Origin of the sequence: Cypionkella aquatica (genome assembly GCF_030161095.1) — a bacterium.
Taxonomy (GTDB): Bacteria; Pseudomonadota; Alphaproteobacteria; order Rhodobacterales; family Rhodobacteraceae; genus Cypionkella; species Cypionkella aquatica.
The window spans coordinates 423,505-434,456 of the sequence record NZ_BSPP01000002.1; the positions used below are offsets into that span (position 1 = coordinate 423,505).

11 protein-coding genes, 1 tRNA gene and 3 pseudogenes are annotated in these 10,952 nt (G+C 57.0%); 12 read left to right on the forward strand and 3 right to left on the reverse strand.

Features of this window, described 5'->3' with window-relative positions; genetic code table 11:
* The first annotated feature begins 34 nt into the window (after positions 1-34).
* Complete coding sequence (locus QQJ98_RS02695; protein ID WP_284323771.1) at positions 35-331, forward strand: hypothetical protein; 297 nt, start codon at positions 35-37, stop codon at positions 329-331.
* On the opposite strand, the gene QQJ98_RS02700 is transcribed toward QQJ98_RS02695, so the two are convergent.
* Positions 309-497, reverse strand: a complete 189-nt coding sequence (locus tag QQJ98_RS02700) for a hypothetical protein (RefSeq protein ID WP_284323772.1) — start codon at positions 495-497, stop codon at positions 309-311. The two genes, QQJ98_RS02695 and QQJ98_RS02700, sit on opposite strands and share 23 nt — an antisense overlap.
* 107 nt (positions 498-604) lie before the next feature.
* Here QQJ98_RS02700 and QQJ98_RS02705 point away from each other — a divergent pair, with 107 nt between their 5' ends.
* Both QQJ98_RS02705 and QQJ98_RS02710 read left to right on the forward strand, forming a co-directional pair.
* Positions 605-922, forward strand: coding sequence for an antibiotic biosynthesis monooxygenase family protein (locus QQJ98_RS02705; RefSeq protein ID WP_284323773.1), 318 nt, complete (start codon positions 605-607; stop codon positions 920-922).
* Positions 923-976: 54 nt separating this feature from the next.
* Positions 977-1,321, forward strand: coding sequence for a hypothetical protein (locus QQJ98_RS02710; RefSeq protein WP_284323774.1), 345 nt, complete (start codon positions 977-979; stop codon positions 1,319-1,321).
* Here QQJ98_RS02710 and uvrB read toward each other — a convergent pair.
* Positions 1,268-3,448: an excinuclease ABC subunit UvrB gene (uvrB, locus tag QQJ98_RS02715; protein WP_284323775.1), complete on the reverse strand. Its 2,181-nt coding sequence runs from the start codon at positions 3,446-3,448 to the stop codon at positions 1,268-1,270. The two genes, QQJ98_RS02710 and uvrB, sit on opposite strands and share 54 nt — an antisense overlap.
* 334 nt (positions 3,449-3,782) lie before the next feature.
* Here uvrB and QQJ98_RS02720 point away from each other — a divergent pair, with 334 nt between their 5' ends.
* The 5 genes and pseudogenes from QQJ98_RS02720 to QQJ98_RS19835 all read left to right on the forward strand — a co-directional run bounded on the left by QQJ98_RS02720 (position 3,783) and on the right by QQJ98_RS19835 (position 8,381).
* A complete protein-coding gene (locus QQJ98_RS02720) occupies positions 3,783-4,094 on the forward strand; it encodes an ETC complex I subunit (protein WP_284323776.1) in 312 nt (103 codons plus the stop codon).
* A gap of 70 nt (positions 4,095-4,164) precedes the next feature.
* Positions 4,165-5,607 carry a hypothetical protein gene (locus QQJ98_RS02725; RefSeq protein WP_284323777.1) on the forward strand — a complete coding sequence of 481 codons (1,443 nt, stop codon included), beginning with the start codon at positions 4,165-4,167 and terminating at the stop codon, positions 5,605-5,607.
* Positions 5,604-6,068, forward strand: coding sequence for a GNAT family N-acetyltransferase (locus QQJ98_RS02730; RefSeq protein WP_284323778.1), 465 nt, complete (start codon positions 5,604-5,606; stop codon positions 6,066-6,068). The genes QQJ98_RS02725 and QQJ98_RS02730 overlap by 4 nt, the downstream gene beginning before the upstream one ends.
* Before the next feature lie 758 nt (positions 6,069-6,826).
* The gene (locus tag QQJ98_RS02735) at positions 6,827-7,210 is read left to right on the forward strand and encodes a hypothetical protein (protein ID WP_284323779.1); all 384 of its coding nucleotides are present in this window, start codon (positions 6,827-6,829) and stop codon (positions 7,208-7,210) included.
* Positions 7,211-7,308: 98 nt separating this feature from the next.
* Positions 7,309-8,381, forward strand: a pseudogene (locus QQJ98_RS19835) (IS3 family transposase).
* Positions 8,382-8,520: 139 nt separating this feature from the next.
* Here the strand turns inward: QQJ98_RS19835 and QQJ98_RS19840 are convergent.
* Positions 8,521-8,637 (reverse strand): annotated as a pseudogene (locus QQJ98_RS19840) (hypothetical protein); the annotation flags it as partial.
* Between the two features lie 653 nt (positions 8,638-9,290).
* On the opposite strand from QQJ98_RS19840, the gene QQJ98_RS02755 reads away from it, so the two are divergent.
* The 4 genes and pseudogenes from QQJ98_RS02755 (at position 9,291) to QQJ98_RS02765 (ending at position 10,663) form a co-directional block, all read left to right on the forward strand.
* Positions 9,291-9,367 (forward strand) — tRNA-Arg (locus QQJ98_RS02755).
* A gap of 95 nt (positions 9,368-9,462) precedes the next feature.
* Positions 9,463-9,783, forward strand: coding sequence for a transposase (locus QQJ98_RS02760; protein ID WP_431307783.1), 321 nt, complete (start codon positions 9,463-9,465; stop codon positions 9,781-9,783).
* A 261-nt stretch (positions 9,784-10,044) separates the two neighbouring features.
* Positions 10,045-10,164: pseudogene (locus QQJ98_RS19845) on the forward strand (IS3 family transposase); the annotation flags it as partial.
* Between the two features lie 193 nt (positions 10,165-10,357).
* A complete protein-coding gene (locus tag QQJ98_RS02765; protein ID WP_431307784.1) occupies positions 10,358-10,663 on the forward strand; it encodes a hypothetical protein in 306 nt (101 codons plus the stop codon).
* Positions 10,664-10,952 lie beyond the last annotated feature (289 nt).

A 10,952-nucleotide genomic window follows, 5' to 3' on the forward strand; every position in this document is an offset into this window, starting at 1 on the left:
CATTTTGTTAACCGAAAGCCGTCAAGCTGTTGAAATGAAAGCTCTTATCTCACTTTTGCTAATTGCCGGCTGTGGCGCGCAACCCGCCCCGGAATTCTTCGGCGCCAGTCGGGCCGATGTCACCCGAAATGGCCGCCAATATGCTGTTTATTATACAGAAAAACGGGTCGAAGTGATCCGCCTTGGCTTCGCGCATCGCGGCGAACACGACGACATCCGCGCCCAGATAATCACCCTGATCCCCGAGGTAACTGGTTGTAAACTCAACGAAAATAGCCTGAAAGGCGACAGCGGCGAGATGCGCGGCTCTATTCGGTGTCCGCGCGGGTGATGATCAGTTTCCAAAACGCGTAACCCCCTGCAACAAAAAACAAAATTCCCCATCCAGGGCTGTTGAAATAGAATTCGACCAAACCCCAGATCATCGGCAGCACCGATGTCAGCCAGCGCACCCAGGCTTTGTCAAAAAACGGATCATTCGGGTCTAAGATCTTCATATCACGCGCCTTTTCTGTTGCTGCCTACAATGCCGCGAATCCGGCCCGCTGCCAACCCCTTGCCCGACTCGCCCGCGCGCCATAGCGTTGGGTAAAAGGAGCAAGCCATGACCGAAATCTCCGCCAGTTTCCAAGGCCAAACTGTCATCACCACCTTCGAGATGACCCCGGCCACCGCCCATGATTTGATCGAGGCTTTACAGCTGGCTTATGACGAATTTATTCAGCATCAACCTGGGTTTATCGGTGCGGGTCTGCATATGAATGATGCGATGACGCGGGTGTGCAACTACTCAAAATGGCACCGGCGCGAGGATTATCAGGCGATGCTGCGCAGCCCGGAAATGCGCGAACGGAACCGTGTTATCCATACGTTTTGCAAAGGGTTTGAGCCGGTGATGTATGAGGTTCTGGCATCGTTCTAGTGTTAAGTGTTGCTAAAGAAATCTGTGCGAAACTTGTCAAACAAGGAGGATCGCATGGAGCCTGTCGAAGAATATGCTCAGCTAAAGCCGCAGATCACGCAGTTGCAGGCGCGGACGGATCAAGTGCGGTATGGGTTTTTCCAGCCAAGCGCACGTTTGCGCAGCAATCAGGCTGAAACTATGCTGCGGCTTCAAGCGCGACGTGTTTTTGTCAAGCGTCGGCTGCCTGCAGAAATCTTGCGCAACCCTGCTAATCGGGACCAGCGGCGCAGCATGATCGTCACAGTGCGACCGGCTGATGATACCAGACCAGAGCAAGACGGTCAGCTGACCGAACCGATTGACTTATTTCCGCCGCCGCGCTTTACCACCACGCATCCCGGCGCGGCCCCCAGTTGAGCGGCCAGACATTTTCACAGCGTCTTCAACCGCTTCCTCGACCACCGACTGCCGCGCCAAAGGATCATCTGCAATGGTCAGCTCTACCGCCTCTAGCCGTTTTACCTCATCGCGCAGGCGTGCGGCCTCTTCAAACTCCAGATTCTCGGCAGCTTTGCGCATTGCCAGACGCAGCGCATCCAGATGGCTGGCGAGATTGTTGCCCAGCAGCGGCTTGTCGATCTTGGCCGTGACGCGGGCTTGGTCGGTGTCGCCTTGGTAGATGCCAAGCAAGACATCTTCGACGTTTTTCTTGATCGTGGTTGGCGTGATGCCGTGCAATGTGTTGTAGGCTATCTGCTTTTCACGGCGCCGATTGGTCTCGCCCATCGCGCGCTCCATGCTGCCAGTGATGCGGTCGGCATACATGATCACCCGGCCCTCCGAGTTGCGCGCGGCCCGTCCAATAGTCTGAATCAATGAGGTTTCTGATCGCAGAAAGCCTTCTTTATCGGCGTCGAGAATCGCCACGAGACCACATTCTGGAATATCCAAGCCTTCGCGCAGAAGGTTGATGCCGACCAGAACATCGAACGCGCCCAGCCGCAAATCCCGCAGGATTTCAATCCGTTCAATGGTGTCGATGTCAGAGTGCATATAGCGGATGCGGATGCCCTGTTCGTGGAAATATTCGGTCAGATCTTCGGCCATGCGCTTGGTCAAGGTCGTCACCAAAATCCGCAGGCCCAAAGCGGCAACGCGACGAATCTCGTCCAGCAGGTCATCGACCTGCATATCGACGGGGCGAATTTCGATCTGTGGGTCAATCAGGCCGGTCGGGCGGATCACCTGTTCGGTGAACACACCCCCAGTCTGTTCCATCTCCCAAGCGGCTGGTGTGGCCGAGACGAACACGGTTTGGGTGCGCATCGCATCCCATTCCTCAAACTTCAGGGGGCGGTTGTCCATGCAGGAAGGCAGGCGGAAGCCATGCTCGGCCAAGGTCATCTTGCGCCTGAAGTCGCCCTTATACATGCCACCGATTTGTGGCACTGAAACGTGAGATTCATCAGCGAAAACAATGGCATTGTCAGGGATGAATTCAAACAAGGTCGGCGGCGGCTCTCCCGGTGCGCGGCCCGTCAAGTAGCGCGAATAGTTCTCAATGCCGTTGCACACGCCGGTTGCCTCCAGCATTTCCAGATCGAACGAAGTGCGCTGTTCCAGCCGCTGCGCTTCCAGAAGCTTGCCCTGCGACACCATCAGATCCAACGTCTGGCGCAGTTCCTTTTTGATGCCGATCACCGCCTGATTCATCGTCGGGCGTGGCGTGACATAGTGCGAATTGGCATAGATGCGGATTTGCTTGAAGGTGTCGGTTTTCGCCCCGGTCAACGGGTCAAATTCGATAATCGCCTCTAACTCCTCGCCAAAAAACGAGAATCGCCACGCACGGTCTTCAAGGTGGGCCGGCCAAACCTCGACCGAATCCCCACGCACCCGGAAGCATCCACGCTGAAACGCCTGATCATTACGCTTGTAGGCCTGCGCCACCAATTCGCCCAAAACCTGCCGTTGATCATAGCTTTGACCAACCAGCAGATCCTGTGTCATCGCCGAATAGGTTTCCACCGAGCCGATGCCATAAATGCAGGACACCGAGGCCACGATGATAACATCGTCACGCTCCAGCAACGCCCGGGTGGCCGAGTGGCGCATCCGGTCAATTTGTTCGTTGATCTGGGATTCCTTCTCGATGAAGGTATCGGTGCGGGCAACATAGGCTTCGGGCTGATAGTAGTCGTAGTAGCTTACGAAATACTCAACGGCGTTATCGGGGAAGAAGCCCTTGAATTCACCGTATAATTGCGCTGCCAAGGTCTTGTTGGGCGCCAAGATGATTGCCGGGCGTTGGGTCTGTTCGATCACTTTCGCCATGGTGAAGGTTTTGCCGGTGCCAGTTGCGCCCAACAGCACCTGATCATGTTCGCCCTGCAAAACGCCCCGCGACAGTTCGGCAATCGCGGTGGGCTGATCGCCCGCCGCTTCAAACTGGGTTTTCAGCACAAAGCGCCGCCCGCCTTCCAGTTTGGGGCGGGTCAGCACGTCGGGGCGCTCGGACAGGGCGTTCATGTTGTTGTGGGGCACAGTGATTCCCTTCTGCGATTTTCCGGCAGTCTCCAATCTATTCCGTTTTTGTTCACGGGGAAGGGGTGGGGTCGGCGGTTGTTAACCTATCTTGCGGTAAAGTGAATAAAGATCGCGCAATTTTAACGAAAACTCGACGCAGAAATGCAATTGATAGTTGTTTTTCATCAAATGCTGGGGCAATCTTGGCTGGCAAGCAGCAAACTCGCTGTCGGTTGATCACGCCACACACCCCACCCACACCCCTCGCGATCAATCGACAGCACCCTTCCGGGCTTGCGTTTTCCCGCCAATTTCTGAATAAACTTGACCCAACGCTTAGGGAGTTTTTAACATGCGCGCCCGCATCTATCAGCCAGCGAAGACTGCCATGCAGTCCGGTACCGCGAAGACCACCACTTGGGTGTTGGAATTTGCCCCTGCTTCTGCGCGCGAGGTTGATCCCCTGATGGGCTGGACAAGTTCGTCGGACACTCAAGCGCAGGTCAAGCTGCGCTTTGAGAGCCGCGCAGAGGCCGAGGCATATGCCGTTGCAAATGCTATTGAATTTGACGTGACAGAGCCGCAGAAGCGAAAGCCTATGATCCGTCAGCGCGGGTACGGCGAGAATTTTGCCACTGATCGCCGCGGTGTCTGGACGCACTAACCCTTTACCAGTTGTGACCAGTTTCAGGCGATTTCTCGCCTCGTTTTCTTCTTATATGAAAGGTTTCACCATGCGCTATTCTTCCATCATTGCATTGCCACTTAGCCTTTGCGCGACATTTGCCGCTGCCGAAGCCACGCCTGAAGGTGCTGCCGCTTTGACGGCCACCTTTCAAAACTACCTTGGCACCACCGAAGGCGTGGTTGCTGTGGCGGTTGACGGTGACACCTATGAGGTCACCATCGACCCTGCGCCGCTTGTCGCCAAGATCCCGGCGCAAGGGTTGACAGCTTCGGTGACGCCGCTGGTGCTGACGCTGACGGATAACGAAGACGGCACATGGGATTACGCGTTGGATCAACCGGTTTCGCTGGCCTACGCGATGCCCGGTATGATGTCGACAAAGACGGAATATGGCTCGGTTCAGCTTTCAGGCACCTTCGATGAGGCATTGGGGGATTCGAGCGAGTATCATTTTGAAGCGTCGGATATGACGTCGGAGCAGACCCAGACCGACCCGACTTTGGGCGAAATTGCCATCAAAGTCTCGCAGGACAGCCTGACGTTGGATGGCACTGCCGTTGCGGCCACGATGGGCGTCGACGGCCAGATCACCACCTCGGCCAGCAACACTCAGTATGCGATGACAATGCCGATGGGCGAGGGTGCTGCGCCGATGAACGTGACTGCGACGATGGCCGCAGCCAGTGGCACCGCCAAGTTGAAGGGCTATAAACCGGCCGCACTGTACGGATTGTTGGCTTGGTTTGTCGCCCACCCGGATGCCGCGCTGATCGAGGCCGACAAGGCAGGTTTGAAAACCCAATTGCAAAGCGCTTTGCCGTTTTTTGAAAATCTAAACGCTACAATGGCTTATACGGATATCTCGGTGAATTCGCCGGTTGGTGAGTTTGGTTTGGATGAAGCCGGTGTGGTGATCGATATGAATGGCGCTGTGACGGATGGCAAGTTCCGCGAGGCTTTCACGCTGACCGGCTTGACCATGCCAGAAGGTTTGCTGCCGCCTTTCGCGGCCCCGCTGGTGCCGTCCGATCTGAGCTTTGACTTTGCGGTGTCGAAATTTGATCTTGCCTCAGCGGCCCGGCTTGCTTTGGGTTTGCTGGATTTGCCAGCAGGCACCCCGCCCGGCCCGGAGTTTGAGGCGCAAATGTTGGCGGCTTTGTTGCCCGATGGCGTGGTTGACATCAGCGTTGCACCGGGGGGGGCGACTGCTCCGGCTTATACTTTGGGATTTGAGGGCGCGATGACTGTTGGCCCAGCATCGCCGTTGCCGGTTGGCAAGGCGACCGTCACGCTGAAAGGGCTGGATGCGATCAAGGAAGCGCTGAAAGCCAGCCCTCCGGAAATGGGCATGCAAGAGATGGAACCGATGCTGGGGATGGCTGAAGCTATGGCCAAACCAGGTGCCGATGGCGCTTTGGTCTGGGAATTGGAAGCGACCGCGACCGGCGCCATGTTGGTCAACGGCACCAATATGATGGGCGCGGAATGAGCATTGCCATAGCCAAGGAAAGCCCATTGGGCGCAGATCTGGCGCTGCTGATGCAGCGCCACACCGCTGATATGCATGCTGATACCCCACAAGAAAGCATCCATATGATGGACGCGTCTCAGCTTGCGATACCAGCCGTGGATTTCTTCGTGCTGCGCGATGCGGGCAAACCCTTGGCAATGGGCGCCTTCAAACGCATTGACGCAGACCACGCTGAGATCAAATCCATGCATGTTCTGACCGAAGCGCGGGGCAGGGGCCTGTCGCGGGTGATGTTGGATCATCTGGTGGCACAAGCCAAAGCCGCTGGGCTAAGCCGGCTGTCGCTGGAAACGGGCGTGCAACCCACCTTCGTCGCCGCTCGCGCATTATACTATAAAGCAGGCTTCGAAGATTGCCCGCCGTTTGAGGGCTACACCCTCGATCCGAACTCGGTTTACATGACGCGCAAGCTTACGTAGCTGCGATCTGGTCGGCCCATCACGCAGGGGCGTGTAAAGCGCTATATGCAATTTGGGCGGAGCAGACGGGCAACAGGCTTCGCCTATTTGTGCAGATGGTATAAAGGCGCAAAGACAACTGGTTATGTAAGTGGCGGCATGTTGCGAACCGTTTTCCGAACCGCTACCACGAAAATACGGTCCAGTAGCTCAACTGGATAGAGCACCTGAATTCTAATCAGATTATTCCGCTTCTTTGATCCGTGCTGAAGGTGGAGCTACTTAACAAAATCAGCATCTTCCGTCGATCAGGCCCGGTCATGGATGCCATGCAAGTGCTTAGACAATTGCATGGAGGTCGTCATGGCAACGACAAGAGTGAAGTCGGCGAAGGGCGCGCTCGACGAGGCCGGATACTTTGGCGGAGCGGCAAGGCGGTGTCGTGATCCCCGCTTTCTGAAGCTCTGCCTTGAAATCGGCGCGCGGTCGAGGAGGTTGCGCTTCCGCAAGTTTTGAAAAGGTCAGAACGTGACGGAGGCGTTGCGCAACTGGCCGTAGATGGGCTGGATAGAAGCAGCGGAGGAAGCTGCTGCGCGGTCAGATGGGATCAAGGAAAACTGCGTTTTGATTAAGGATGCTGGCCCGCGCAAAGCGCCCGAAATCAGACTGCGGGTCGTGCTGGACCAACATGGCACGCAAGCACCCGTTCCGCGCCAGCGCAAAGTGTCGGCGGAAACGGCCGCTGGCTATGCCGCAAAGCTTCGCCCGCATGTCCTCCGGTGACCGATGCCGACAGACAACTGCTGGCTTTCATCGACACGACCGATGCAGGCCTGCGGATCAGCGCGGGCGAAGGTCACTTCGACTTGCCACGGCTCTGGATCGCCACAGTCGGCAATGCCTTGTGCTCTGACGGATCATGCCGATCATCGCACAGGCGTCCACCCACATGTTCGGAGGGCGCGGCAAACCAATGCGAGGCGCGCGAAACGGTCGATCCCATCGCCATCACAGCCATGCGCTACCTCACAGATCGTCACGGCCAGTCGGCGCACTGGCGCAACCAGTGGTGTGACTTCCTTGATCAAGACGGTGACATGCCCGCAATGCTCTCGGATGGCCTTGGATATTTTGATCTCGAGCTGATCGATTGTGCGAGCTGAAAAGTGAAGGCCTAGCAGCTATGATTGAACCCCTGTGGCATGCCGCCGGTTTCGTGGATACGAAGATAAGATACTGACCAATGAAATTGAGGGTGGATGTGACGAGACGGAACGTCAGCCGCGAGTTCAAGATCGAAACCGTCAGGCTTGTGACAGAGTGGGGAGTTGCAGAGGTGCAGGCCCGCGCGTGACCTTGATTTCGCCCAAGGCGTTCTGCGCCGCTGGATGCGGGAACTGACCGCGATTCCGGCCACGACCTTTCCCGGAAATGGGCAGATGGGGCCGATCTGGCGGAGATTTCAGCGCTGAAGAAAGAGGCCGCACGTCTGCTTGTGGCTTGTGATATCATCAAAAAGGCGGCCGCTTTTTTTCGCGTGAGAGGCGTTGTGAGGTTTGCCTTCATCGCCAAACGCTGCCATATGTGGCCGGTCAGCTGGCATTTCGAGGTCCTAGAAGTCTAGCGCTCCGGCTTCCACGCCTAGCTCACCCGCCCGACCATTGCGCACGAAATCCAAGACGCCAAGCTCTTCACGGCATTCGTGACGAGCTTCAAGGCCAGCGACCGGACCTATGACGCGATGCTCCTGAAGAAGGCCTGGGCCTGTGGACTTCACCAGATCGATCAAGTGATACGGATCAATGTGTTGCGGGCGCAGCCCAGACGCCATGGCAAGCCAAAGGACGACGGAGAGCGGACGTTGATTGCAGGCAACATTCTCGAACCGGACTTCCAGTCGGATTGGCCAAACCAGAACTGGCTGGCTGATTTCACCTACATCTGGACCGCGCCACAGAGCGCTGGCTGTGTGTCGCGGTCGCGCTGGACCTGTTTTCGCGTTGCGCCGTCGGCTGATCCATGAAAGCCGACCGGGATGCAGCGCTGGTCATGGAGGCACTGATGATGGCCGTCTGGCGACGCAGCAGGGCCGACGCGCTTCTCCATCATTCGGATCAGGGGGCGCAATACACCAGCGAGCATTTCCAGAGCTTTCTAGTCGATAACCGCATCACCTGCTCGCTGAGCCGGATGGGAAACGTCTGGGACAATTCGTCGATGGATAGCTTCTTTTCGTCGCTGAAGACCGAACGGAAGACCCGGAAACTCTGCAGAGCCCGCGACGAAGGCCACATCGACGAACCCTTTCCAGCCTCCGACATAGGTAAAGCCTGAGACCCAGAGCATGTTTGGCGTGAGCGCGCGGAACTGGCGGTTCACCTTGTCCAGCGGGCACGGCAGTTTGTTGTCCGGGATCGTCGTCTTCTACGGCTTGACCTTGGTAATGCCAGGAAACCATACCCTTCATCAACCTGGCGACGGTGCAGCGGGCGAAGCCCAATCCCTCGCAGCGAAGCTGCCGCCAGCCCTTCGGCACGCCGTAGACCTGCAAGTTTGCATCGAAAACACGCTTGATTTGGGGCCGAAGCTTCTCGTCCCGCTTGGCACGGCCCGACTGCTGCGCCGGAGCGGCACGCTTCGCAAGATGTTGTTAATAGGTGGCAGGGGCGATCGGCAGAATGTCGCAGATCGGCCCGACCCCGTACTTGTCGCGGTGATCGTTCCCTCTCGGGCCATCGCTGAGCAATGCCCAGCCTGTCAGCGAATGAAGGCGATCATGTCTTGGTCGGCGGTCGAGCACCCGCTGCCCGGCAGCGGTTTGCTTTCAAACGGTGCGAGGGGTCATGAGGGGTCATCGCAAAATATGCGCAGTCCTTGCGCAGGATCTCGTTTCACTGCCGCGGTTCTCGCGTTCTAGTGCCTTTATGCGATCAGCCATCTCGCTAGCGACACAGGCCCGCTTGCTGCTATCCACCTCAGCCTTGTTGACCCAATCATTGAGAGTCTGCGGCGCGCACCCGATCTTCAATAAGATCAACGGGACCGCCCGCCAGCGCAATCCATGCTGGCCCTGATTGTCCAGAACCAAACGCACCGCGCGTTCGCGCACTTCAGGGGAAAGCTTGTTCGTTGTCTTTCCATGGATACTCCATCTTACTCAGAAGTTGGAGCCTCCGGCAAACCCTGCGCGGTTCAGTTGGTGACTTGCCCGACCGCGAATGACTGTTTAAACGTCAGCCCAGTGGCCCCTTAGCTCAGCTGGATAGAGCATCCGCCTTCTAAGCGGAATGTCGCACGTTCGAGTCGTGCAGGGGTCGCCATCGTTCGATTGCATTGCTGCAAATGGGCCATAGGCTTGCACCGTTTGGCGGTTTGAACCGCCTCTTATTTGCTGGAGGGCAAAACTCTCGGAGAATTGCCCCTTCTGGAACATACCTCGAAGCAGTATTCATCTGAATTCTGCGAACGTGCGGTGCGGCTGGCGCTGCGACACCGCGAAGATTATCAAATCAAAGTTGCGGCGCTGACGGCGATCGCTAGTAAATTGGGTTGTTCGCCGGACAGCCTTCGCATTTGGGTGCGCCGGGCCCGACGTGATGACGAATGGCCGAGCCAGACGACGGCTGAGAAAGCCACGATCAAGGAGCTTGAGCGTGAGGTGCGCGAACTCCGTGAGGCCAATGAGATCCTGAAGGAAGCGTCAGCGTATTTTGCGGTGGCCCCTCGCGCGGTTTGAAAGCAAACCGCTGGCGGGCATCGGGAGCACGACCGCCCGTTTCGCAAATGACTGCTTTCATTCGCTGCCCGGCAGCGCAACTTGATAAGCGCGAGAGGGGAAGAGCACTGCGGAACATAGGGGGGCGAGCCGATGTGTAAAATTCTACAAATCGCTCCGTTGACCTAATATGATCGGGGGCGATCGCAGATGATCCTGACCGGACTTTCGCCCGGGCGAAGCCGGATCATGCACTGAACGTGAAGATCGATGCGGCCTGGGATGCCACCGCAAGCTCTATGCGCACGGAATATCTGGCAAGTCTTGCGGCGGGACGGTGAAGACGCTGCCCGCTGCGCAGTCGTGCGTTTGATGCGCAGTTTAGGGATCAGAGGTGTGGTTCGGGGCAAGAAGGTCATAACGACCAACCCTCACCCCTCGCAACCTTGCCCAGATGACAAAGTGAACCGCCTGTTTAAGGCGGATCGGCCGAACAAGCTGTGCCGTTACAGCGATGCAAGCATCGCTTACGGGGTGACAGATCTCAGATTGCACCTATGTGCCCACATGGTCTGGGTCCGTTTATGTGGCCTTCGTGATCGATGTCTTTGCATGGCGGATCGTCAGCTGGCGCGCCTCGACTTCGATGAATACGCAGTTTGTGCTCGATGCGTTGGAGCAAGTGATCTGGCAAGGAAAGACCCGGATTGTAAGAGCTTGGTCGACCAATCTGACCGCGGATCACAACACCTGTCGATCAAGTATACCGATCTCTTGGTCGAGGCAGAAATCGACGTTTTCGTCGGCACGGTTGCTGACGCCTATGATAATGCTTGGGCCGAATGCGTCATCCGTCTCTTCAAAGCTGAGGCATCAACCAGATCCGGCCCTTGGAAATTGATGCGCAAAATCGAATGGGTCGATTGGTATAGTAACCGTCGCCTGCTTGGCCCCATCAGATACATCCTAGTGCGCCGAGATCTCATCATGCGCCCCAACTTAGGCGATTTGGTGCGTGAGGCGTAGGGCGAACGGAATCAGGACGCCCAGAAAAATGCTGCGATTCCCTCCTCATCCAACCAAGACCTTTCGTATTTGGTCGTCGGAAGGCGGATGTGGCCGCTCCTAGGCATCGCCACATCTGCGTTCTTGCTTAAGAAAGTTGCGTTTGGTTTGGGTTTTTGTGGTCG

What these genes read in the sequence shown, in the direction of transcription:
- QQJ98_RS02695 (WP_284323771.1), top strand. Translation starts at nt 35, where the DNA reads ATGAAAGCTCTTATCTCACTTTTGCTAATTGCCGGCTGTGGCGCGCAA.
- QQJ98_RS02700 (WP_284323772.1), bottom strand. Translation starts at nt 497, where the DNA reads ATGAAGATCTTAGACCCGAATGATCCGTTTTTTGACAAAGCCTGGGTG.
- QQJ98_RS02705 (WP_284323773.1), top strand. Translation starts at nt 605, where the DNA reads ATGACCGAAATCTCCGCCAGTTTCCAAGGCCAAACTGTCATCACCACC.
- QQJ98_RS02710 (WP_284323774.1), top strand. Translation starts at nt 977, where the DNA reads ATGGAGCCTGTCGAAGAATATGCTCAGCTAAAGCCGCAGATCACGCAG.
- QQJ98_RS02720 (WP_284323776.1), top strand. Translation starts at nt 3,783, where the DNA reads ATGCGCGCCCGCATCTATCAGCCAGCGAAGACTGCCATGCAGTCCGGT.
- QQJ98_RS02725 (WP_284323777.1), top strand. Translation starts at nt 4,165, where the DNA reads ATGCGCTATTCTTCCATCATTGCATTGCCACTTAGCCTTTGCGCGACA.
- QQJ98_RS02730 (WP_284323778.1), top strand. Translation starts at nt 5,604, where the DNA reads ATGAGCATTGCCATAGCCAAGGAAAGCCCATTGGGCGCAGATCTGGCG.